This window comes from Pseudomonas sp. KH_050 (assembly GCF_057838875.1).
This window is the reverse complement of sequence record NZ_CM174478.1, coordinates 3,065,814-3,090,353: the sequence shown is the minus strand read 5'-3', so window position 1 is coordinate 3,090,353 and position 24,540 is coordinate 3,065,814. Positions and strand designations below refer to the sequence as shown.

The window sequence follows — 24,540 nt, the reverse complement described above, 5'->3', positions numbered from 1 at the left end:
TTTTCCTTGAACCTCTCAACTCGACCGTCATCAACTTCCCGTCGACTCTTCGCTGGTCAGATCACTACTGTCGTGGAGGGTGCGTGGGCCCCCATGATCATTGAAATCAATCGCGGCTTCCTCAGCAGCGGCCACCGGAGACATGCTGTAAAGCGTGCTCAGCAAACCGAGGGACAGGCCACTGACATCGACCATCCACTGCAAGACCTGCTCCGGCGCGGACTGTGTCTGCAGTGCTTTATGCAATTCGGGCATCGCTACCAGCATCCCCGGATGACGACAGCGCAGGAAACGCTCAAGACCTGCACCTTGGTCGACAAAGGGGCTGTACAGCAGACAAACCAGCTGTGACTCATTCAGGCCGAGGTTTTGCTGGGCATAGCTACTCGCCAGGGCGCGACGCTCCTCGATTCGCTGCCTACTGCCGTAAGTTGAAAGCATCTGCTCTATAAGCTTTTCCGGGAGCTTCTTTTTGCGCATCATCAGGGCAGCCGATTGCAGGTAGCGGCTAACCCCCTCTTCATAGTTGCGGCCGTCTACGAACTGGGCGCGCAAACCTTGGGTGTGAGCTGACAACAAAGGGCTGACGTATTCGGTTTCGCTGACCTGAGAGGACAACTGATCGAACTGGAATCCGAGAAACTCGCTGAGCAACGGCCAGCGATCTTCCAGGCCACCCCCGACCAGGTCATGCAAGCCAAGGTATGACACCTGCCGACGGGCCCGAAACTCAGCGTCATCCTGCGCATTTTCCTTGGCCAGGCCAGCACACAGCGGCTGATAGTAGTCTTGCCCGAACGGCTCCAGCACGCAGAACAGGTCTTCGAAATCGAGTGCCGGAATGCCATCGATCGACAAGCCGATGGATCGTGCCGCATTGATGAATCCAGTCAGATAGCGCCTTTGCTCGTGAGGCGAGTCACTGCTGACCAGTACGTCGACGCCATCGCCCCAGCGAGCGATCCGCCCATAGAAGGCGCCCAGTGATAAATAGCAGTGATTGCGAAATGTCGAACTCTTCACGCCAGGCGCAAGGTGGCAGCTAAGCAGCAGGTTTCGGCGATTCAGCTCCCGATCCTCATCGCACAGCGGGAGCAGGTGATTGAACGGCTGCACATTTCGCCCGTCGACCATCAAAACCTCTACCCGCGGGTCGTCATAGACAAACAAACTGCCATAACTGCGATGAGCATTGGCCATGGCCGTCTGGCTCATCCCCGCATGACGCAAAGTGGCAACTCGCAGGTTGAAGGTGGCCGGAGCCCTGCCGGCAATGCTCAACTGGGCGGCGCGAACGAATCCCAAGGTATAGCTGCTGTCCCTGGTTCCCGGGTGGGCCACTAGCACTTTGAATTCACTGATGCGCTCTATTCCCCCCGCAGCGACGATCAGCCGCTGGATAAAAAGCTGCAATGCAGTGCGCTCTGCCCGAGAGTAAAAACCCAGTAAGCGTTGCAATACCTGCTGATAAACGTAATTCATGGCTTGATCGTGAATAGCGCTCATTGTCATACACCTGAAATAGAAGTCAGTAACAAGCAGGCATCGCCAGCCCTGCCTTGCCTGCTGTTTTGAAAGAAGTAATATCGCCCACTGGCACAGGCATCAGTTACCAAATGTTAGCACCTGGCGAAGTGCCAGACTTATCAAGATGCAGATGATTAGCGCCTAGGAACTTTCCTACAACTTCCCACAAACAATGAGTACAGAAAATAAAGAAGAGGCACACACCCAACTCCAAGAGCAACTAAACCGCTGTCCATTGCTTTTTTCAGGAGTCGCTGAAGCCCTTGCACAGCAAGGGCTTCATTAACGTTTTCGATGCGCAGAACCAACAACCCATGAACTTCAAACATGACTCATTCCTTGAGATGAAAGTGATCATGCAATTATCAAGGCTTATATAATGATTGGAAGATACAGATCTGCACAAAAAACCAGCTCAGTTACCGGACGACTTGAACAATCAACCCTTGATAACATCTATGTTATACGCCGCGATGGCCGGCTATCGGTGCACAAAGAGTTGGCTGGATAGCCAGGCATAAGGATATTCAACCCGATCTATTGAATGGGCGGGAGACTGGCAGGCGGGTAATTGATAATCCAGGGGTATTTTAACGGGGGCGGGTTAATCCGCTGCAGCAGGAACGCCAGAGTCCGTTTCAAGCGACTCTGGCCAACGTTATCAAGCAGGCTCGACCTGGAGCGCAACCCGCTCGCGACATGGGCACTCGTCCATGTAACGGTGGGCCTCGACAAACTCATTGAACGGGAAGACCCGGGTCTTGAGTGGCAGCAGCACGCGATCTGCGGTCATCTGACTGATGTCGCGCAACGCCCGTTGCAACGCCACCTGGTCCTGAATGATGCCCAACTCCGGCTTGCCGGTGAAATTGCCGATGCAATGCACAAAGAACTGAATGTTCTTCTGGAACGCCGCACAGGCCGGGAACGGTGTCTGGTTGCCGCCTTGCAGGCCGTACAAAACCAGGCTGCCGCGCGGCGCCAGGACATCGCCGAGCAGCGACATCTGCGGTCCGCCCAGGCCGTCGAAGACCACGTCGACGCCGCGATTGCCGGTGTACTTGTTGATCTGCATCAGCAGATCCTGTTCTTCGGTAACGATCACTTTCTCGGCACCGAGCGACAGCAGATAATCCCGTTCATCAGCCGTCTTGGTGGCGGCAATCACCCGCACACCCAGGGCTTTACCCAGCTGTACAAAGGACGGACCGGCACAGTGGCTGGCATCGGTCACCAGGGCAAACTGACCCGGTTTGACCCGCGCCAGGTCCACATAGGCAAAGTAGGCGATCAGCAGCGGCGTGTAATGCACGCTGGCTTCAATCGGGCTGAGGACGTCGGGGTAACGGGTGAGCGCCGAGCGTGGCAGAACGATCTGCTCGCCATAGACCGGGTAATCGTTCGGGCTCTCTGCCGGGAAACTGGCGACCTTGTCACCCACTTCCAGGTCATCGACGCCCTCGCCGACTGCCGTCACCACACCGGCCATTTCATGGCCAAGTCCCGAAGGCAGACGAGCATGAGACGACGCCAGGTTCTGACGCCAGAGCACGTCATACCAACTGATGCCTATCGCCTCGACGCGCACCTGCACTTCGCCCGGTGCAGGCAGCGCTGCCGCATGCTCTTCGCATTTGAGCACCTCGGCTGGACCAAACTTGTGAAAACGGATCGTGCGGGACATCACAAACCTCGTCAAAAATTAACCTCTAATGCCATGAACTTTATCCGGGCTTTCTGGCCAAGACCATCAGTGGCTATTAATAGTCGACATGCCTGTCATTGATTCCGCAACTCCTGCTACGACGTCAAATGTCGTAGAAAACCGAACCAGCAATCGTAGGAAAACTGAATTACCCGGTGCAGAGTAGCAGCCTTTCCCCGTAAGATTCATGCCAGCCATTGTTATCAAATGACCGCTCTCGTCAAGTTTGCTGACTCTCCTTGCTGATTTTGCCAGGACACAAGATGAACCGTAATGACCTGCGTCGTGTCGACCTGAACCTGTTGATCGTGTTCGAAACATTGATGCATGAACGCAGCGTGACCCGCGCTGCGGAGAAACTGTTCCTCGGCCAGCCGGCCATCAGCGCGGCCTTGTCACGCCTGCGCGGGCTGTTCGACGACCCGCTATTCGTACGCACCGGCCGCAGCATGGAACCTTCTGCCCGGGCGGTGGAAATCTTCGCCCTGCTCTCGCCCGCTCTGGATTCGATCTCCACTGCGGTGAGTCGTGCCTCGGAGTTCGACCCGGCAACCAGCACCGCGGTGTTCCGTATCGGCCTGTCGGATGACGTCGAGTTCGCCCTGCTGCCAATGCTGCTCAAACGCCTGCGCGCCGAATCGCCGGGCATTGTGCTGGTGGTGCGGCGGGTCAACTACATATTGATGCCGGGGATGCTGGCGTCGGGAGAGATCTCGATCGGCGTCAGCTACACCACCGATCTGCCAGCCAATGCCAAACGCAAAGTCTTGCGCCGCAGCCTGCCGAAACTGTTGCGCGCCGACAGCATGCCTGGAGCCCTGAGCCTGGATGACTTCTGCGCTCGCCCCCATGCCCTGGTGTCGTTTGCCGGTGACCTCAGCGGGTTTATCGATGAAGAGCTGGAGAACCTCGGGCGCAAGCGTCATGTGGTGCTCGCTGTCCCGCAGTTCAACGGCTTGAGCACGCTGCTGGCGGGCACCGACATCGTTGCTACCGTGCCGGATTACACCGCCGATGCACTGACCGCTGCCGGAGGTGTTCGCGCCGAAGACCCGCCGCTGCCGGTGCGCAGTTTCGAATTGCACATGGCCTGGCGCGGCTCTCAGGACAATGATCCGGGTGAGCGCTGGTTGCGGTCGCGGATACAGATGTTTTTCGGGGATCCGGACAGTCTGGCTTGATCCTGGGTTTTGTATGAAGGCTTCTGGCCTATTACCGATCAATCAGGAGTGTACCGGGTCGTAGGAGCTGCCGCAGGCTGCGATCTTTTGACGGTTTCGGAAATGCCCGAGGGCAAGATCAAAAAATCACAACCTGCGGCAGCTCCATATCATTCCGAATGATAGTTACCTTCGCTTCGTTCGATTCGTGCGATACAACCCTGCCGAGCATCATCCGCCCATTCTCAATACATTGGCGGATGCATCCATGGAACAGTCACTTAAACATTTGCGCTTCCCCTTGGCCGCGCTGGCTTTGTTGGTGATGAGCGCCTGCGGCAAGGCTCCAGACGCTGCCGCCACCCTGCCAGCACCCAAGGTCAGCGTAGCCAAGGTGCTGGAACAGCCGGTCAACGAGTGGGACGAGTTCACCGGGCGCCTTGAAGCCCCGGAAACCGTCGAAATCCGTCCACGGGTGTCCGGCCAGATCGATGAAGTGGCCTTCACCGAAGGCGCCCTGGTGAAAAAAGGCGATCTGTTGTTCCAGATCGACCCACGGCCGTTCCAGGCTGAAGTCCGTCGCCTCGAAGCCCAGGTTGCACAAGCCCGCGCCAATGCAACCCGCAGTGAAAACGAGGCCCAACGCGGCGAGCGTCTGCGCACCAGCAACGCGATTTCCGCCGAACTCGCCGATTCGCGCACCAGCGCCGCGCAAGAAGCCCGCGCCGGTGTAGCAGCAATTCAAGCGCAACTGGACCTGGCCAAACTGAACCTGAGCTTCACCCGCGTGACCTCACCCATCAGCGGTCGCGTCAGCCGGGCGCAAATCACCGCCGGCAACCTGGTCACCGCTGACGTCACCCCGCTGACCAGCGTGGTTTCCACCGACAAGGTCTATGCCTACTTCGACGCCGATGAGCGCGTGTACCTCAAGTACACCCAGCTCGCCCGCCAGGGCCAACGCGGTCAAACCACCCCGGTTTACCTTGGCCTGTCCAATGAAGACGGCAACCCGCACCTGGGCCAGATGAACTTCGTCGACAACCAGGTCAACCCGAAAACCGGCACCATCCGTGGGCGCGCCGTGTTCGACAACAGCGATGGCAGCTACACCCCAGGCCTGTATGCACGCCTGAAACTGGTGGGCAGCGGCACCTACTCCGCGGTGCTGATCAACGATGAAGCGGTCGGTACCGACCTTGGCAAAAAGTTCGTGCTGGTGATCGATGGCGACAACAAATCGGCCTATCGCGCAGTCGAACTGGGTCCGAAAATCGAAGGCTTGCGCATCGTGCGCAGCGGCCTGAACAGGGACGACACCATCATCGTCAAGGGCTTGCAGCGGGTTCGTCCGGGCTCACCGGTCGCTCCGCAAGTGATCCCGATGGCCAGCAACGAAACCCTCGCCGCTCTGGCGCAACAACGACAAGCGCTGGAAGCCAGCAACCTGCCCCAAGTCGCGCCCGCCAAGAGCGCCACCGGGGTCGCGGTAAAACTGGCCAGCGCTGCGAACCCACGCGGTTAAGGGACGACAACTCCGATGAATTTTTCCCAATTCTTCATTTCACGGCCGATCTTCGCAGCGGTGTTGTCGCTGCTGATCCTGATCGCCGGCGCCATCTCGCTGTTCCAGTTGCCGATCAGCGAATACCCCGAAGTGGTACCGCCGACCGTGGTGGTGCGCGCCAACTTCCCCGGTGCCAACCCTAAAGTGATTGGTGAAACCGTGGCCGCCCCGCTGGAGCAGGCCATTACCGGCGTCGAGAACATGCTGTACATGTCCTCGCAGTCGACTGCCGACGGCAAGATCACCCTGACCATCACCTTCGCCCTCGGCACCGATCTGGATAATGCCCAGGTCCAGGTGCAGAACCGCGTGACCCGAACCGAGCCCAAGCTGCCCGAGGAAGTGACCCGGATCGGCATCACGGTGGACAAGGCATCGCCCGACCTGACCATGGTCGTGCACTTGACCTCGCCGGACAAACGCTACGACATGCTCTACCTGTCCAACTACGCGCTGCTCAACATCAAGGATGAGCTGGCGCGCCTGGGCGGTGTCGGTGATGTGCAACTGTTCGGCATGGGCGACTACTCGCTGCGGGTCTGGCTCGACCCGAACAAGACCGCTTCACGTAACCTGACCGCCACCGACGTCGTCAGCGCCATCCGCGAGCAGAACCGCCAGGTCGCCGCCGGTGCACTGGGTGCGCCACCTGCACCGAATGCCACGGCGTTCCAGCTGTCGGTCAATACTCAGGGCCGGCTGGTCACTGAAGAAGAGTTCGAGAACATCATCATTCGTTCCGGCGAAGACGGTGAAATCACTCGCCTAAAGGACATCGCCCGGGTCGAACTGGGCTCCAGTCAATACGCCCTGCGCTCGCTGCTCAATAACCAGCCGGCCGTAGCCATCCCGATCTTCCAGCGCCCGGGCTCCAACGCCATCGAGATTTCCAATGAAGTCCGGTCAAAAATGGCCGAGCTGAAACAGAATTTCCCCGAAGGCATGGACTTCGACATCATCTATGACCCGACCATTTTCGTCCGCGGTTCCATCGAGGCAGTGGTGCATACGCTGTTCGAAGCGCTGATCCTGGTGGTGCTGGTGGTGATCCTGTTCCTGCAGACCTGGCGCGCGTCGATCATTCCATTGGTGGCGGTGCCGGTTTCGCTGATCGGTACCTTTGCCGTGATGCACCTGTTCGGCTTCTCGTTGAACGCACTGTCGCTGTTCGGGTTGGTACTGGCCATCGGTATCGTGGTGGACGACGCCATCGTGGTGGTGGAAAACGTCGAGCGAAACATCGGACTCGGCCTGACGCCAGTCGAAGCCACCAAGCGCGCCATGCGCGAAGTGACCGGACCGATTGTCGCCACGGCACTGGTATTGTGTGCGGTGTTCATCCCGGCGGCGTTCATTTCCGGGTTGACCGGGCAGTTCTATAAACAGTTCGCCCTGACCATCGCGATCTCCACCGTGATCTCGGCCTTCAACTCGCTGACCCTTTCGCCAGCATTGGCCGCGGTCCTGCTCAGAAGCCACGACGCGCCCAAAGACCGATTCTCGAAGGTGCTCGACAAGCTGTTCGGTGGCTGGTTGTTCCGTCCGTTCAACCGCTTCTTCGATCGTGCCAGCCATGGCTATGTCGGCACCGTCACTCGCGTGATCCGCAGCAGCGGCATCGCCCTGCTGCTCTATGCGGGCCTGATGGCGCTGACCTGGATGGGTTTCGCCAACACCCCGACCGGTTTCGTTCCGGCCCAGGACAAGCAATACCTGGTGGCGTTCGCTCAGTTGCCTGACGCTTCGAGCCTGGATCGTACCGAAGACGTGATCAAGCAGATGTCGGAAATTGCCCTCAAGCAACCCGGTGTCGCCAACTCGGTGGCCTTCCCTGGCCTGTCGATCAACGGTTTCACCAACAGCCCGAACAGCGGCATCGTGTTCACCCCGCTCAAGCCGTTCGATGAGCGTACCGATCCGAGCGAGTCTGCCGGTGCCATCGCGGCCGCCTTGAACGCCAAGTTCGCTGACATCCAGGGGGCCTACATTGCGATTTTCCCACCGCCGCCGGTACAGGGCCTGGGAACCATCGGGGGTTTCCGTCTGCAAATCGAGGACCGGGGCAACCTGGGCTACGACGAGCTGTACAAAGAAACCATGAACATCATCAACAAAAGCCACAGCGTTCCGGAACTGGCCGGTTTGTTCACCAGCTACACGGTGAACGTGCCGCAGGTCGATGCCGCCATCGACCGGGAAAAAGCCAAGACCCACGGCGTGGCCGTCAGCGACATCTTCGACACCCTGCAGATCTACCTGGGTTCGCTGTATGCCAACGACTTCAACCGCTTTGGTCGCACCTATCAGGTCAACGTTCAGGCCGAGCAACAGTTCCGCCTTGAACCCGGCCAGATCGGTCAGCTGAAAGTGCGCAACAACAAAGGCGAGATGATCCCGCTGGCGACCTTCATCAAGGTCAGCGACACCTCGGGCCCGGATCGCGTGATGCACTACAACGGCTTCATCACCGCTGAAATCAATGGTGCCGCGGCGCCCGGCTACAGCTCCGGCCAGGCCGAGAAAGCCATCGAGAAACTGCTCAAGGAAGAACTGCCCAACGGCATGACCTACGAATGGACCGACCTGACCTACCAGCAGATTCTGTCGGGCAACACGGCGCTGTTCGTGTTCCCGCTCTGCGTACTGCTGGCGTTCCTGGTACTGGCCGCACAATACGAAAGCTGGAGCCTGCCGCTGGCGGTGATCCTGATCGTACCGATGACCCTGCTCTCGGCCATCGTCGGGGTGATTGCCTCGGGCGGTGACAACAACATTTTCACCCAGATCGGATTGATCGTACTGGTGGGACTTGCCTGCAAGAACGCGATTCTGATCGTCGAGTTCGCCAAGGATAAGCAAGAGGAAGGTCTTGACCCGCTCAGCGCGGTCCTGGAAGCCTGCCGTCTGCGGCTGCGGCCGATCCTGATGACCTCCTTCGCCTTCATCATGGGTGTAGTGCCCCTGGTTTTCTCCAGCGGTGCCGGTGCGGAAATGCGCCATGCCATGGGTGTGGCGGTGTTCTCCGGGATGCTCGGGGTGACCTTCTTCGGTCTGCTGCTGACGCCGGTGTTCTATGTGTTGATCCGTCGTTTCGTCGAGCGCAGCGAAGCCCGCAAAGCGGCCAAGGCCCTGAAACCGGAGGCGCAACAATGAGCCTGAAAGTCTTCCTGCCGAGCTTGCTGGTACTGGCCTTAAGTGCCTGTACCGTCGGCCCGGACTATAAGACCCCTGCCACGGAGGCGGCCAACATCACGGCCGCCACCGATGGCGCCGCCGGCCAGAAGAACTTCGATCGTGCACGTTTCGAGGGCATCTGGTGGCAGCAGTTCGACGATCCGACCCTCGATCAGCTGGTGAGCAAATCCTTGCAGGGCAACCGTGAGCTGCGCGTGGCCTTCGCCCGTCTGCGTGCCTCCCGGGCGATCCGCGATGACGTCAGCAACGATGCCATGCCGACCATCACCAGCCGCGTCAGCAGTGAGCAGGGCAAGGCGCAACAACCCGGCATCACCGAACAGCGGGTACACATCGAACGTTATGACCTGGGCCTGGACATGGCCTGGGAGCTGGACCTGTTCGGGCGCATCCAGCGCCAACTGGAAGCCAGCGATGCCGACACGCAAGTCGCCGCCGCCGACCTCTATCAGCTGCAAGTCACCATGATTGCCGAACTGGTGGATGCCTACGGGCAACTGCGCGGCGCGCAACTGCGGGAAAAGATTGCCCTGGCCAACCTGAAAAACCAGCAGGACTCGCGCACCATTACTGAAAGCCTGCGCGATGCCGGTGTCGGTGATCAGCTCGATGTGGTCCGCGCCGACGCCCGCCTCGCGGCGGTCGAAGCCAGCGTGCCGCAACTGCAGGCCGAGCAGGTGCGTCAGCGTAACCGCATCGCCACCCTGCTCGGCGAGCGCCCGGACAAACTGAGCGTCGACCTCAGCCCGGCGACCCTGCCGGCGATCGCCAAGGCGCTACCCATTGGTGATCCAGGCCAGTTGTTGCAACGCCGTCCGGACATCCTCAGCGCCGAACGCAAACTGGCGGCAGCCACTGCCCGTATCGGCGTGGCCAAGGCCGACCTGTTCCCACGGGTCAGCTTGAGTGGTTTCCTCGGCTTCACCGCCGGACGAGGTTCGCAGATCGGTTCCTCGGCCGCCAACGCCTGGGCGCTGGGCCCCAGCATCACCTGGGCCGCATTCGACCTGGGCAGCGTGCGCGCTCGATTGCGAGCTGCCGATGCCGATGCCGATGGCGCGCTGGCAACCTATGAGCAACAGGTACTGTTGGCTCTGGAGGAATCGGAAAACGCCTTTAGTGATTACGGCAAACGCCAGCAACGCCTGATCTCGCTGATCCGTCAAAGCGAATCGAGCCGCGCCGCCGCCGACCTGGCGCAAATCCGCTACCGCGAAGGCACCGTCGACTTCCTCGTGCTGCTCGATGCCCAACGTGAACGCCTGGCGGCTGAAGATACCCAGGCCCAGGCCGAAATCGACCTGTACCGCGGCATCGTCGCCATCTACAAGGCCCTCGGTGGTGGCTGGCAGCCAGAGACGGTCGCCAGCAGCCACTGATTCAAGCGCTCCATTGGTTGGCCGCAACCAACCAATTTCTTTGCCCCGCACCGCATTCGGTCGCGGGGCTTTTTTTTGCTTTTTGTGGCGAGGGGGCTTGTCGCCCGGCAACAAATAGGTCGGGATTGTTTTTCGATTGCCCGGGAGCAAGATCAAAAGATCGCAGCCTGCGGCAGCTCCTACGCGGCGTACACCGACGAGTTCACGAGTGTACTCGGGCGGCACGCCTGATTTGAGCACTCCATAGACACACTCGATCAAACCGTCAGCCATAGCGATTGGACACCGGTTTTCTGCGCTCTTAATCTGAACCCGCTGCGAAAGCGCCTCAACCCTGAAGCCCCGACGATGATTGTCCGCTCCAAGCCGAACCTGATCGGCATCCTGTTTTCCCTCAAAGGATCGATTGCCCGGCGCATTGCCTTGCGCAGCCTGCTGGTGACGTTGCTGGCCTCGGTGATCGTGCTGGTGGAGAGCTGGCATCCGGCCTGGTTCTCCAAGGTCAACGCCACGCCGTTCACCTTGCTCGGTCTGTCGCTGTCGATTTTCATGAGCTTTCGCAACAACGCCTGTTATGACCGCTGGTGGGAAGGTCGCAAGCAGCTGGGCCAGTTGATCATCGAGGTGCGCTCGTTGATTCGCGAAACCCAGGTCCTCAAGGGCGGTGACGAGCGCGCGATTCTGCTGCGCGAACTGTGCGGTTTTGCCCACGGACTGATCGCCCGGTTGCGCGGGGAAGATGAAGCAGCCGCCGCCAGTCCCTGGGTACTCGGCGTTATTGATAGCCATCACCCAAATGTCACCGACCGTCTGTTGCAGCGCATTGGCGCACGCTGCTCGGCGCTCGCCGAACAGCAGCGGATCAGCGAGTGGCGTTATGTTCAACTGGAAACCCGACTGGTCAGCCTGAGTCTGGTCCAGGCCAGCTGCGAACGAATCAAAGGCACTCCACTGCCCTTCCCTTACACCTTGTTGCTGCACCGTACGATTTATCTGTTCTGCATCCTGCTGCCCTTTGCCATGGCCGAACCGCTGGGTTGGTTGGCGCCAATCTTCACGGCGATTGTCAGCTACACCTTTTTCGGCCTCGACGAGATCGGCGATGACCTCGAAGACCCGTTCGGTTTCGATGAGAACGATCTGCCGTGTAATGCGATAGTACGCACCATCGAACGCGAAGTTCTGGCGGCGCTGGGGCAAACGGACCTGCCAGCGACGCTGGAACCGCTTGATTACGTGCTGAGCTGAGTCCGGGTTTGACTCCCGGCCTCCGCTGACCGAAGCTGACGCCTTTGCAAAAGCTCGCCAGCCCCGGATTACCGCATGTCCAAGCCTCGCCGCTACCTGCTCATCAGCCTGCTTATCCTGTTTGCCTTCGGTATCGCCTGGTTTTTTCTGCGCAGCACTGCGCCAGAAATCACCTCCGCGGTGAAGCATGGCTACAACAAAGCGCTGGTACAGGCGCGTAACGGCCAGCCGGGCGCGGCGCGGATGCTCTATCAGCAACTCGCTCGTACAGACCTGTCGGACAGCCGACGGGTGAGCTTGCATGCCGAGTTGCCCAACTACCCTAGCCCGCAAGCCTTGAAACTGGCCGGTGCCGACCTCCTCAGTCCCTCGGTTGCAGTTCGTCAGGCGGCAATCCAAAGCATTGTCGGGCTGGTCCCTGGCGGGCCGCGAAGCCTGTTGCTCGGGCCGTTGCTCGACGACAGCGATCAACGTGTGCGCTTTGCCGCCGCCGCTGCGCTACTGGGGCTTTCACCGGATGACCTGGGCTTGTACTTCGGGCCCTTGCAACAGGTGCTCGATGAGTATGAGTCAGTGCTGAAGACCCGGCCCGAGAGTGTCGAGGCGCAGTACCAACTGGCCCGTCTGCACCTGCACAACGCCGAATTGAAAGAGGCGCAACAGGCGCTTGAACAGGTGTTGCGCCTGGAGCCGGACAATCTTCGCGCCGTGGTGCTGCAGGTCGAGGTGCTGGACAAGCAAGGTCAGAGTGAAGCGGCCCGGCAATTGCTCGCCAGACAGCTGCAGGCTCAATCCGGTTCGGCGTACCTGCAACATGCCCTGGGCCTCTGGCTGTTGCATCACGGGCAAACCGAGTTCGCCCTGCTGGGTCTGTCCAAGGCAGTGGAACTGGAGCCGGACAACAACGAATACCGGTATGACCTGGCCACCACGTTGCACGACGAAGATGAACTCGAGGCCGCACAACGCCAGCTCGAAGAAATCGTTCAACGCCAGCCGGCCAACCGCAAGGCGCGGGTACTGCTGATCAACTACTGGAAAGAATCCGGGCAATTGCAGAACGTGCAAGTACTGCTGGCGCAGCTGGAGCAACAGAACCCGGATGATCCGGCGTTGCAGCAGGGGCTATAGGCGTTTTCCTGCGGTGTAATGGGTGTACAAAAAACTCTGTAGGAGCTGCCGCAGGCTGCGATCTTTTCAGCGGACAACCCAGTGTCCAGACGGACGCAAAGATCAAAAGATCGCAGCCTGCGGCAGCTCCTACGGGTGTTGCAGGATGATCCGGCGTTGCAGCAGGGCTGTAGGTGTTTTCCTGCGGTGTAATGGGTGTACAAAAAACCCCGTAGGAGCTGCCGCAGGCTGCGATCTTTCCAGCGGACAACCCGGTGTCCAGACGAACGCAAAGATCAAAAGATCGCAGCCTGCGGCAGCTCCTACGGGGGTTGCAGGATGATCCGGCGTTGCAGCAGGGGCTGTAGGTGTTTTCCTGCGGTGTAATGGGTGTACAAAAAACTCTGTAGGAGCTGCCGCAGGCTGCGATCTTTTCAGCGGACAACCCAGTGTCCAGACGGACGCAAAGATCAAAAGATCGCAGGCTGCGATCTTTCCAGCGGACAACCCGGTGTCCAGACGGACGCAAAGATCAAAAGATCGCAGCCTGCGGCAGCTCCTACGGGTGTTGCAGGATGATCCGGCGTTGCAGCAGGGGCTGTAGGTGTTTTCCTGCGGTGTAATGGGTGTACAAAAAACTCTGTAGGAGCTGCCGCAGGCTGCGATCTTTTCAGCGGACAACCCGGTGTGCAGACGGACGCAAAGATCAAATGATCGCAGCCTGCGGCAGCTCCTACGGGTTATGGGTACACCTGATAACGAATTTCTCAGACACGGAATAAAAGGTTGAACCGTGGCCACGCGCCAAGGTCAAGTGAGAAGGCAGCGATTTCGGGCTACCCGGCCAACGGCCTGCTTACCCCGTCACTTGAGGGCATTTCTTGTCTACAGCTAACGAGTTGATCAGTGCCAACGCCGCCACCGGCATCGAAGGAATGGATGACATCCTGTCCGGCGGACTGTCACGCGGCCATGTGTTTTTGCTCGAAAAGAAACGCACCGGCAGCCATGAATCGACCATTCGCGAATACCGCATCAGCGACCGTGGCCTGAGGGCCGGCGAACCACTGGAAGCATTCCAGGGTGTCCTGCGCGGTGTTCCGACTTACCTGGGCGCCAGTAACCCACTACTCAAGGATGAGGGCCAGTGACAGTTCTCGAACCCGCCTGTGCGCGCGCGATCATTCTCACGCCGCTGGGGCGTGATAGCCAGCTTGCGCTGATGTTGCTCGGCCAAGCCGGTTTCAGCGGCATCGCCGCCCGGGATCTGAGCGGGTTATGCGCTGATCTGGAACAAGGCGCAGGCTTGTTGATCATCGCCGCCGAAGCCCTGCACGGCGTGGATCTCGGGCCGTTGATCAGCTACCTGGAGCAACAGCCGGCCTGGTCGGATTTGCCCATCGTGCTGTTGACTCACCATGGTGGCCCGGAGCTGAACCCGTCTTCATGCCTTAGGGAACAGTTAGGCAATGTCACCTTTCTCGAGCGACCTTTTCACCCGGTGACCCTGATCAGTCTGGTGACCACCGCGCTGCGTGGTCGATATCGGCAATACGAAGCCAGGGACCGGTTGATCGACCTCAGTGAAAGCGAACAACGTCTGCAGAACACCCTGGAAACCCTCGAACAGCAAGTCGAGGAGCGTACCGCCCAGTTGCGTCACAACGAGGAAGCCTTGCGTCAGTCGCAGAAGTTGGAAGCGGTCGGGCAACTCACTGGCGGCATCGCTCACGACTTCAACAACATGTTGACCGGGATTATCGGCAGCCTGGAATTACTGCGCAGGCGCCTGGCCCGCGGTCGCACCGAGGATCTGGACAGCCTGATCGAACTCGGCGTGACCTCGGCCAACCGCGCCGCCGGCCTGACCCATCGTTTGCTGGCGTTTTCCCGCCGCCAATCGCTGGACTCCAAGCCGGTACAGATGAACTCGCTGGTCATCGCCATGGGCGAACTGCTGCAGCGCAGTCTCAACGAGAGCATCCACCTGGACATGCAACTGGGTGAGCAACTGTGGGTAGCCGAAGCCGACCCCAACCAGCTGGAAAGCGCCCTGCTCAACCTGGTGCTCAATGCCCGGGACGCGATGCCCGACGGCGGCAAACTGGTGGTGGAGACCTTTAACCAGCGCCAGGACGCCAGCTTTACAGAAGTCCAGAGCAACCTTGAACCGGGCGACTACGTGGTCTTGAGCGTCAGGGATTCGGGCTGCGGTATGCCGGAACACATCATCAACCGCGCGTTTGATCCGTTTTTCACCACCAAGCCAATCGGCCAGGGTACCGGGCTGGGCCTGTCGATGATCTATGGCTTCAGCAAACAATCCCACGGCCATGTGACGATTCACAGCGAGGTCGGCCAGGGCACCACGGTGAACCTGTACCTGCCGCGCTTTTGCGGCGACCTGGAACAAGGCCCACTGCTTGATCAACCGCAGGCGACCTCTGCCAGAAAGGGTGAAACGATACTGATCGTCGAGGATGACCCGGCTGTGCGGGTATTGGTCAGCGAAGTATTGCGCGAGTTGGAGTATGACTTTGTCGAAGCGGGCGACGCCAGCAGCGCGATGCCGATTCTCGACTCCGACCAGCGTATCGACCTGTTGATCAGCGATGTCGGCTTACCGGGAATGAGCGGCAGGCAGCTGGCGGAAATCGGCCGGCAGTTCAGGCCGGGGCTCAAAGTGCTGTTCATCACCGGCTACGCCGAACACGCGGCAGTGCGCGGTGGCTTCCTCGATCCAGGCATGCAGATGATCACCAAGCCCTTTACCTTCGACCTGTTGACGGCGAAAGTCCGGGAAATGATCAGCGCCTCGTAGCAGCTGCCGAAGGCTGCGTTCGGCTGCGAAGCGGTCGTAGAACCAGACAGCGCGGTGTTTCAGGTTAACCGTGTACATCGGATTACGACTGCTGCGCAGCCGGACGCAGGCTTCGCCAGCTGCTACGAAAGTAATACCCGTTCGAGCCTGGCCTTACGCCAGCATTTCCTGCATTTTCTCTTGCAACTTGTTCAGGTCGAAGGGTTTTTCCAGAATCGGTGCCGTCAGGGTGATCGGGCTGCCGGACTCACGGATTTCTGCCGCATAACCGCTGATGAAGATGACTTTCAAGTCCGGGCGCAGCTTGACCGCGGGCTCGGCAATCATCACCCCGGTGATGCCACCGGGCAGTCGGTAGTCGGTGATCATCATGTCCAGGTGCGGTTTGCTGGCCAGAATCTCGAAGGCCTGCTCGCCGTTCTCGGCTTGCAATACCCGATAGCCCAGGCCGGACAGGTAGTCGGCAAGCAGCATCAGGATTACCGGTTCATCTTCGACGATCAATACGACGTCTTGTGCATCTTCACTCATGGGAAGCCTTTGTTCGGTCAGTAGCTGCCTGATACGACCATAGGGTCAGGCAGAGGTTGCGTTGCGTGAGGCGGTTTTCTACAGCGGCAGACAAACGCGAAATAACGAGCCTTGGTTAATCTTGCTCTCAACGGTGATGGAACCACCATGGGCAGCGACGATTTGTTCGGAAATAAACAGTCCGAGGCCCAGTCCGGCGACCACGGTTTTCGCTGACACCCGCTCGAACTGCTGAAAAATCCGCTGCTGGTTCTCTTCGCTGATACCAATCCCATGGTCACGCACGTCGACCCGTGCCTGGCCGTCTTCGGCATACACCCGTACGTCGATGCAGCCCTTGGCGCCATAACGCAGGGCATTGGTCAGCAGATTGGACACCACCTGTTCGATGCGAAATTCGTCCCAGCTGCCAACTACCGGTTGCTCCGCGAGGAAACTCAACGAGGACTCGGCCGCATCGACCTGCGGCGCAAAGTTTTGCAGCAGGTTACTCACCAATTGCGTCAGATCGAAGCGGCTGGGGCGAATCGACAACTTGCCGGTGCGAATCCGCGAGACATCGAGCATGTCCTCGATCAGCCGAATCAGGCTTTTGATCTGGCGCTCGTCGCGATCGACCATTGCATGCATCTTTTCCAGGGTGAAGGCTGCCGCATTGTCCCGGGCCAGGTGCATCTTGCGCAACTGGGTTTCCAGGATCAGCCCGTTCAGCGGAGTACGCACTTCATGGGCGACGATCGACATAAAGTCATCGCGCATGCGTACCGCTTGCTCGAGTTTGTTTTGCGTAGCCTGCAATTGCAGGAGCAAGGCCTCCTGCTCGCGGCGGCTCTGCTCCAGGGCTTCGACCTGCTGCTCCATGGCCTTGCTTTGCCGATACAGTTCGACAAACACATTGACCTTGCTTTTTACCGCATGGATATCCAGCGGCTTGTGCAAGAAGTCCACCGCCCCGCTTTCGTAGCCCTTGAACGCGTAGTTCAAGTGACGGCCAGCGGCGCTGACGAACACAATCGGAATGTTCCTGGTTTTCTCGGTGCCGCGCATCAACTCGGCCAGTTCGAAACCGTTCATGCTCGGCATCTGCACATCGAGAATTGCCAGGGCGAATTCGTGTTCCAGCAGCAACGACAGGGCTTCGTCGGCGGTCAAGGCTTTGTACACCAGGCGATCTTCACGCTTGATCAGCGCTTCGAGGGCCAGCAGGTTCTCCGGCAAATCGTCGACGATCAGCAGTTTGGTCGGGATATTACTTAGCATGCGATTCGTTCCAGCTCGACAAGCAAACGGCTGATGCCGCGCAAAGGGAGAATGTGATCCGGTTGGTGCAGCGCCAGGGCCGCATCGGGCATGGTCGACACAAGGGCCTCGTGCGGATCCTGGACCACGGTCAAGCCACCACGGTGCTTGACCTGCGCCAGACCAAGCGCACCGTCCTGATTGGCACCGGTCAACAGCACGGCGACCAGACCCGGACCATAGGCGTCGGCGGCGGACTCGAACAGATAGTCGATGGCCGGGCGTGAATGATGAACCCGGTCTTCCAGGCTCAAGGACAGGCTACGGTCCTGTTCCACTGAAAGATGGTAGCCGGGTGCCGCGAAATACAGGTTTCCGGGTTCGATGACAGCCTTGTCGCGGGCTTCGATAACCGGCATCGACACCCGCCGGGCAAAGACTTCCGCCAATTGGCTGCGGCGCTCATCGGGCAAATGCAGCACAACAATGATCGGCAAGCTGAAACCCTGGCCCAAGGCACTGAAAATGCTCAGCAAGGCCTCGACTCCGCCGGCCGAGGCGCCGACTACAATGGCCTCGACCCGAGGCAGTCTGGTTTGCTTGGCCAGGCCAGTGCTCATGATTTGCGGTAGATCCGTTCTTGTTTGACCAAAGGCTCGAACTGCTGGCCATAGGCGGAAAAATCCAGGGTTTCCTTGCTGCCCAGTACCAGGAAGCCCCGATGGCAGAGCGATTCGTGAAACAAGCCAAAGGCTCGATCCTGAAGTTTTTTGTTGAAATAAATCAAAACGTTACGACACGAAATTAATTGAGTTTCTGAGAAGACGCTATCAGTCGCCAGACTGTGATCGGCGAAGGTCACGTTGTCGCGCAAGGTCTTGTCGAAAATCGCATAGTCATACGCAGCCGTGTAGTAGTCGGCGAACGAACACCGGCCGCCGGCCTGCTGATAGTTATGGGTGTAGGCGCGAATATTTTCCAGCGAGAAGATGCCCTGCTTGGCCTTTTCCAGCGAGTGCGGGTTGATGTCGGTCGCATAGATGATGGTCCGCGCCAGCAGCCCCTCTTCGCGCAACAGAATGGCCATGGAGTAGACCTCTTCCCCGGTGCTGCAACCGGCGACCCAGATTTTGATCGACGGGTAGGTCCTGAGCAGCGGCACCACTTCCTGGCGGATCGCCAGGAAATGCGAGGGATCACGAAACATCTCGCTGACCGGGATGGTCAGCGTTTGCAGCAACTGCATGAACGCCGTCGGGTCATGCAGGACTCGTTCCTGCAACGCAGAGATGGTCTTGCACTCGAACTGGTGCAGCGCATGATTGACCCGGCGCTTGATCGAGGCGCCGGAGTAGTCGCGAAAATCGTAGCTGTACTTGAGGTAAATCGCTTCGATCAACAACCTCAGTTCGATCTCGGTATCTCGCTCCATTTAGATTCGTTCCATCTTCGGTAACCACACCCGTATGAGCGAGAACAGCCGATCCAGGTCGATGGGCTTGGCCAGGTAATCGTTGGAGCCGGCCTGCAGGCAGCGCTCCTGATCGTCCTTCATGGCCTTGGCCGTCACCGCGATGATCGGCAACTTGCGCCAGCGCGGATCCTTGCGAATCTCGATGGTCGCTTCGAAGCCGTCCATCTCCGGCATCATCACGTCCATCAGCACCAGGTCAATGTCGTCGACTTCATTGAGTTTCTCGATCGCCTCGCGGCCGTTACGACCGATCACCACGATTGCGCCCTTTTGCTCGAGGGCACTGGTGAGGGCGAAGATATTGCGTACATCGTCGTCCACCAGCAGCACCTTGCGCCCCTCGAAGACTCTGTCGCGGCTGCGAGCGGTCCTGAGCATCTTCTGCCGTTCGTGGGACAATCGGGATTCGACTTTGTGCAGAAACAGCGTCACTTCATCGAGCAGGCGCTCAGGCGAGCGCGCACCTTTGATGATGATCGAGCGTGAGTACTTGCGCAGCTCGGCCTCTTCATCACGGGTCAGGTTACGCCCGGTATAGACGATCACCGGCGGGAACGAACAGATATCTTCGGTGGACATGCGCTTGAGCAGCTCGTTGCCAAGCATGTCCGGCAGTTTCAGGTCGATGATCATGCAGTCGTAGATGTTGTTGCGCAGCAGGTCCAGCGCCTCCTGGGCCAGGCCGACCGCGGTGATTTCGATGTCGTCATCGCCGATCAGCCGGGCGATGCTGTCGCGTTGCACATCGTCGTCTTCGACCAGCAGCACCCGTTTGACCTTCTGGGTCAACTTGGCCTCCAGGCGGGCGAACACATCCTTGAGTTCTTCGCGGGTGGTGGGTTTGACCGCGTAGCCGATAGCCCCCATGTGCATCGCGGCTTCGACCCGGTCTTCGACAGAAATCACATGCACCGGGATGTGCCGGGTCTCGGTATGCTCCTTGAGACGTTGCAGCACCGTCAGGCCTGAGTGGTCCGGCAGGCGCATGTCGAGCAGGATCGCGTCCGGGATGAACCGGGTGGCGAGGCTGTAGCCTTCGTCGGCACCATGGGCCACCAGGCATTGATAACCGAGCTCGTGGGCCAGATCGAACAGAATGCGGGCGAAGTCCGGTTCATCTTCCACCACCAGTATGCAGCGAGTGGCAAACGGACCCTTGTCGCGATCATCGGCAAACCGCGGAATCGGGACCTCGCTGATCAACGGCAAGGGGGCAGCCGTGAGCGTGGCTGGAGCGCCAGTGAACGCCATGGCCTGCCGGGCTTCGCTGGGCTGCTGGGCCGGTTCGACGAACTGTTCTGGCAGCACCAGGGTAAACATACTGCCCTGCCCCGGCTCACTGTAGACACTGATTGAGCCACCGAGCAGCGCCGCGAGGTCGCGGGAAATCGACAGACCCAACCCGGTGCCACCGTAACGACGATTGATGGTGCCGTCGGCCTGGCGGAAGGCTTCGAAGATACTTTGCTGCTGCTGCGAGGCAATGCCGATGCCCGAGTCGCGCACGCTGAAGGCAATGCCCTCGCCCGGCTGGCGAGAGACCGTCAGGCTGATGTTGCCCTTTTCGGTGAACTTCAGCGCGTTAGACAGCAGGTTCTTGAGGATCTGCTCCAGTCGTTGGCGGTCGGTGAAAATCATCTGTGGCGCGCCGTTCTGCAATTCGACCGCGAGCTCCAGCTGTTTGTCCGCGGCCAAGGGCTGGAACGTCCCGCGCAAGCCTTCCACCAGACGCGCCACATTGGTGTTTTCCGGATGCACTTCCAGCTTACCGGCTTCAACCTTGGAGATATCGAGAATGTCGTTGATCAGATTGAGCAAATCGTTGCCGGCCGAGTAGATCGATTCGGCGAACTTGACCTGTTCGGCACTGAGGTTTTCCTGAGGGTTTTGCGCAAGCAACTTGGCCAGGATCAACGAACTGTTCAGCGGCGTGCGCAGCTCATGGGACATGTTGGCGAGAAATTCGGATTTGTACTTGCTTGAGCGTTGCAGTTCAAGCGCGCGCTCCTCCAGCTGTACCTGGGCCTCACTCAATTCGCCATTCTTGCGATCCACCGCGTCGCGCTGTTCGGCCAGGGCCAGCGCCTGCTCGGCCAACTGCTCGTTGGTCTGCTCCAGCTCGACCTGTTGGGTCTCCAGATTAGCCTGGGACTCCTTGAGAATCCGCGATTGCTCTTCAAGTTCTTCGTTGGCGGTCTTGAGCTCTTCCTGCTGCACTTGCAGTTCTTCGTTGAGTTGCTGGGTCTGGGCCAGCACTTCCTGCAGGCGCTGCCGATAACGGGCGGCTTCGATCGAGGTGCCGATATTGTCGGCAATCAACTGGAGCAATTCGATATCGCGGTCGGTCAACGCCCGCAGGAAACCCAGTTCAATGACGCCATTGACCTGCTCATCGTTGTTGGTCGGCACCACCAGGACACAGCGCGGAGCCCCGTCACCCAGCGCGGAGCTGACTTTGAAGTAGTCGGCAGGGACATCGTCCAGACGCAGAATGCGGTTTTGCTGGATCGCCTGGCCGGCAATGCCTTCGCCGCTGAAAATCGTTTTTGCACGCTCTTCCTGCTCGCGGGAGAAACCGTAGGAGGCGACGCGTTTGAGACCACCGCCCTGTTCTTCGCGTACATACATGGCGGCGACAACGCTGCCTAGGTATTGCGCGCAAAACTGCAGGATATTGCGCCCAAGCACGTTCAGCGTCAGTTGACCAAGGACCTGTACGGCCAGTTCGGTCTGACCATTACGTAGCCAGCCTTGTTGTTCGAGTCGCCGCGCACTCTTGCGTTGCGACTCGAGGCTTTCTCTGTAACTATTTGAAAGACTTAACAAATCTCTTCGACCTATATAGGCCAATGCGCCACTGAGGCCGAGCACGAACAGCAAGTAGAGTGCGACAGTCATCAGAGTGGTGCGGCTGACCTCCTCATTGCGGCTGACCCTAAGTTGCCGCTCCGAGGCAATGAACTCGTCATATTCCTTGCGCGTCTCGTCCGTCAGCCGCTTGCCCCTGCCCGCTTGCACAATTCCACGGTAATCACCATTTTGTCGACGCAGGTCAATCATCATCTGCGCATAGGCGTTCCACTCATTCTGCAAGGATTCCAGACGCTGGAGCCGATCGAGCTGATCCGGGTTATCCGCGACCAGTTGCTGCAAGCCGCGCAGTTCGCTGATGATCCGCGGCTTGGCCACTTCATAAGGGTCAAGGAAGTGCTCGTCGCCGGTGATCAGAAAACCGCGCATCCCGGTTTCCAGATCGACGGTCAGCTTCGATGCTTCATTGGCGTTATTGATCACCCGATCGGTGTGCTCGACCCATTGGATCACCGAGAGCAAATAAGTGATCAATGAAACAAAAAAAACCGCGCTGACTACGCCGACACCCAACGGCAGACTGACGTTGCGGGCCAGCAGCTTGCGAAAACTCTGCTCGTCAATCGAAGACGGAGGGGTCATTTGAAGGCCTTGATCAAGGATTAACAACCACGGAGTTTGCCGCAAAGTCGGATGCAGCAGCTATTTTTCTGACAGCTTAGCGCGCAATTTCCTATGTCGTAGCTGCCCAGTGTCAGGCAGGCCGGTTATTCTGGCAGGCCGTTGTACGGCTATGTTTTTTTGTACAGCTTCGGGAACTTGTCGGGATCCGCCATTTACTCATACAAAAGGCCGGGCTATTTCACCGCCGGGCATCCGCGACTTCATTTTTCGAGAGCCCCCTCATGTCCGCCAACACCTTCACCATCCTGGTCGTCGAAGACGATAACATCGTGCGCATGCTGATCGTTGACGTGCTTGAAGAACTGGAGTTCAAGGTGCTTGAAGCCGATGGCAGCGAAGCCGCCTTGAGCCTTCTCGAGGACAGCGGGCAGCACATCGACCTATTGATGACTGACGTCGGGCTGCCTGGCATGGACGGCAAAGAACTGGCCACCCGCGCTCGCCTGCTGCGACCCGGGTTGCCGATCCTGTTTGCCAGCGGCTATGCCGAAAGCATCGAAATCCCTGCGGATATGTCGGTCATCGGCAAGCCCTTCTCTATCGATCAACTGCGGGACAAGGTACGCGGCATGCTGGCCTAGCCATCGACCGGAAAACCCACTGACGTCACCACCGAATCTTCCTTGATGGACCCATGAGCTATCGGCGGTCATTGCCCGCTGCAGGCATCTGCGTCCACCTGTGCTTTAATTGCGCCCCTCGCGAAACCTTCCTCCGCCCTGCCCGTATCAAGGAATTACCCCATGAGTCAGCCCGCCGCAACCAAAGTCCTGGTCATTGGTTACGTCTGGCCCGAGCCGCGCTCATCCGCTGCCAGTGGTCACGTGATGCAGATCCTCGAGACTTTTTTGCAGCAGGGCTGGGATGTCACCTTCAGCAGTCCCGCGGGCATCGGCGAGCACAAGGCTGACCTGCTCGCGCTGGGTATCAATGAATGCCCGATCGAACTGAATAACAGCAGTTTCGACGCCTTTGTGGCCGAGCTGGCACCGGATATCGTGCTGTTCGATCAGTTCATGATGGAAGAGCAATTCGGCTGGCGCGTGGAGAAACACTGCCCGCATGCCCTGCGCGTGCTGGAGACCTCGGACCTGCAAAGCCTGCGACATGCCCGGCACCAGCGACTCAAGGATCGCCTGAAGGCCAGCGATGACCAGGATGATTTCAGCAGCTTGTTTGCCCCGGCCCTGCGCGAGGAATTCCAGCACATGGCCGACACCGACCTGGCCAGGCGGGAGATCGCCGCACTCTACCGCTGCGATCTGTGCCTGATGATTTCCGAGGTGGAAATCGAACTGCTGGTCGAGCAGTTCCAGGTGCCACGCTCGCTGCTGCATTGGTGCCCGCTGATGCTCGACAATCAGCCGGCCGGATTTTCACCCTTTGAAGACCGCGCGCATTTCCTCAGTATCGGCAACTTCCGCCACGCGCCGAACTGGGACGCGGTGCTCTGGATGAAAACCACGCTCTGGCCGCTGATCCGTCAGCAATTGCCTGGCGCGCAGCTGCATATCTATGGCGCCTACACCCCGCCCAAGGCCACTGCGTTGCACAATCCGGCCCAGGGCTTTCACATCATGAACTGGGCCGAGGACGCCTTGCAGGTCATGTCCGGCGCGCGGATCTGTCTCGCTCCGCTGCGTTTCGGGGCCGGGATCAAAGGCAAGATTGTCGATGCGATGCTCTGCGGCACCCCCAATGTCACCACGCCGATTGGCGCTGAAGGCATGCACGGCGACATGCCCTGGCCGGGTGCGATTGCCGAAAGCGCGACGGCACTCGCCGAGGCGGCAGTCCGCTTGTACCAGGACCAGGCCGCATGGTCCGCGGCCCAGGACCAGGGACGCGTGTTGTTGGCTGCCCGCTACCAACAACAGGTACACGGCCCGGCATTGATCAATCAGCTTGAAATGTGCAGGGAGAATCTTCAGTCGCTGCGCCGGGACAACTTCACCGGCAGCATGCTGCGTCACCATCACCACAAAAGCACCCAATACATGGCGCAGTGGATCGAGGCGAAAAACCGCAGTTGAAAGTCCCGGGCTGGCGAGGTTCGCTGCAAGGGGGCATTATCGTTTCAGCGATAACC

17 protein-coding genes and 1 pseudogene are annotated in these 24,540 nt (G+C 59.2%); 10 read left to right on the top strand and 8 right to left on the bottom strand.

Annotation, left to right across the window (positions count from 1 at the left end; translation table 11 throughout):
* Positions 1-30: 30 nt before the first annotated feature.
* The 3 genes from AC3IUA_RS14255 to AC3IUA_RS14245 all read right to left on the bottom strand — a co-directional run bounded on the left by AC3IUA_RS14255 (position 31) and on the right by AC3IUA_RS14245 (position 3,211).
* A complete protein-coding gene (locus AC3IUA_RS14255; RefSeq protein WP_489361839.1) occupies positions 31-1,506 on the bottom strand; it encodes a hypothetical protein in 1,476 nt (491 codons plus the stop codon).
* 155 nt (positions 1,507-1,661) lie between these two features.
* On the bottom strand, positions 1,662-1,856 hold the full coding sequence (locus AC3IUA_RS14250) for a hypothetical protein (RefSeq protein ID WP_489361837.1): 195 nt from the start codon (positions 1,854-1,856) through the stop codon (positions 1,662-1,664).
* 332 nt (positions 1,857-2,188) lie between these two features.
* A complete protein-coding gene (locus AC3IUA_RS14245) occupies positions 2,189-3,211 on the bottom strand; it encodes a zinc-dependent alcohol dehydrogenase family protein (protein ID WP_489361835.1) in 1,023 nt (340 codons plus the stop codon).
* A 284-nt stretch (positions 3,212-3,495) separates the two neighbouring features.
* On the opposite strand from AC3IUA_RS14245, the gene AC3IUA_RS14240 reads away from it, so the two are divergent.
* The 8 genes and pseudogenes from AC3IUA_RS14240 (at position 3,496) to AC3IUA_RS14205 (ending at position 15,712) form a co-directional block, all read left to right on the top strand.
* The gene (locus AC3IUA_RS14240) at positions 3,496-4,413 is read left to right on the top strand and encodes a LysR family transcriptional regulator (RefSeq protein ID WP_489361833.1); all 918 of its coding nucleotides are present in this window, start codon (positions 3,496-3,498) and stop codon (positions 4,411-4,413) included.
* A 247-nt stretch (positions 4,414-4,660) separates the two neighbouring features.
* Positions 4,661-5,917, top strand: a complete 1,257-nt coding sequence (gene mexE, locus AC3IUA_RS14235) for a multidrug efflux RND transporter periplasmic adaptor subunit MexE (protein ID WP_489361831.1) — start codon at positions 4,661-4,663, stop codon at positions 5,915-5,917.
* A 15-nt stretch (positions 5,918-5,932) separates the two neighbouring features.
* On the top strand, positions 5,933-9,112 hold the full coding sequence (locus tag AC3IUA_RS14230) for an efflux RND transporter permease subunit (protein WP_489361829.1): 3,180 nt from the start codon (positions 5,933-5,935) through the stop codon (positions 9,110-9,112).
* Positions 9,109-10,533, top strand: a complete 1,425-nt coding sequence (locus AC3IUA_RS14225; RefSeq protein WP_489361827.1) for an efflux transporter outer membrane subunit — start codon at positions 9,109-9,111, stop codon at positions 10,531-10,533. Before AC3IUA_RS14230 ends, AC3IUA_RS14225 begins: the two co-directional genes overlap by 4 nt.
* A gap of 348 nt (positions 10,534-10,881) precedes the next feature.
* Positions 10,882-11,781, top strand: coding sequence for a bestrophin family protein (locus AC3IUA_RS14220; RefSeq protein WP_489361825.1), 900 nt, complete (start codon positions 10,882-10,884; stop codon positions 11,779-11,781).
* Between the two features lie 75 nt (positions 11,782-11,856).
* On the top strand, positions 11,857-12,912 hold the full coding sequence (locus AC3IUA_RS14215) for a tetratricopeptide repeat protein (protein WP_489361824.1): 1,056 nt from the start codon (positions 11,857-11,859) through the stop codon (positions 12,910-12,912).
* 968 nt (positions 12,913-13,880) lie between these two features.
* A pseudogene (locus AC3IUA_RS14210) lies at positions 13,881-14,042 on the top strand (ATPase domain-containing protein); the annotation flags it as partial.
* Complete coding sequence (locus tag AC3IUA_RS14205) at positions 14,039-15,712, top strand: ATP-binding protein (RefSeq protein WP_489361822.1); 1,674 nt, start codon at positions 14,039-14,041, stop codon at positions 15,710-15,712. The pseudogene AC3IUA_RS14210 and the gene AC3IUA_RS14205, both read left to right, overlap by 4 nt.
* Before the next feature lie 153 nt (positions 15,713-15,865).
* Here AC3IUA_RS14205 and AC3IUA_RS14200 read toward each other — a convergent pair whose 3' ends face one another.
* The 5 genes from AC3IUA_RS14200 to AC3IUA_RS14180 all read right to left on the bottom strand — a co-directional run bounded on the left by AC3IUA_RS14200 (position 15,866) and on the right by AC3IUA_RS14180 (position 22,409).
* Positions 15,866-16,243: a response regulator gene (locus AC3IUA_RS14200; RefSeq protein ID WP_489361820.1), complete on the bottom strand. Its 378-nt coding sequence runs from the start codon at positions 16,241-16,243 to the stop codon at positions 15,866-15,868.
* Positions 16,244-16,321: 78 nt separating this feature from the next.
* Positions 16,322-17,503 (bottom strand): hybrid sensor histidine kinase/response regulator, encoded by a 1,182-nt coding sequence (locus AC3IUA_RS14195; protein WP_489361818.1) that lies wholly within the window; start codon positions 17,501-17,503, stop codon positions 16,322-16,324.
* Positions 17,497-18,102, bottom strand: coding sequence for a chemotaxis protein CheB (locus AC3IUA_RS14190; RefSeq protein ID WP_489361816.1), 606 nt, complete (start codon positions 18,100-18,102; stop codon positions 17,497-17,499). Before AC3IUA_RS14190 ends, AC3IUA_RS14195 begins: the two co-directional genes overlap by 7 nt.
* A complete protein-coding gene (locus AC3IUA_RS14185) occupies positions 18,099-18,914 on the bottom strand; it encodes a CheR family methyltransferase (protein WP_489361814.1) in 816 nt (271 codons plus the stop codon). The genes AC3IUA_RS14190 and AC3IUA_RS14185 overlap by 4 nt, the downstream gene beginning before the upstream one ends.
* Positions 18,915-22,409 carry a response regulator gene (locus AC3IUA_RS14180; RefSeq protein ID WP_489361812.1) on the bottom strand — a complete coding sequence of 1,165 codons (3,495 nt, stop codon included), beginning with the start codon at positions 22,407-22,409 and terminating at the stop codon, positions 18,915-18,917.
* 263 nt (positions 22,410-22,672) lie between these two features.
* On the opposite strand from AC3IUA_RS14180, the gene AC3IUA_RS14175 reads away from it, so the two are divergent.
* Entirely contained in the window at positions 22,673-23,032 is a 360-nt protein-coding gene (locus AC3IUA_RS14175) for a response regulator (protein ID WP_489361810.1), read from the top strand.
* Between the two features lie 162 nt (positions 23,033-23,194).
* Positions 23,195-24,484 (top strand): glycosyltransferase, encoded by a 1,290-nt coding sequence (locus AC3IUA_RS14170; protein WP_489361808.1) that lies wholly within the window; start codon positions 23,195-23,197, stop codon positions 24,482-24,484.
* The last annotated feature ends 56 nt before the right edge of the window (positions 24,485-24,540 follow it).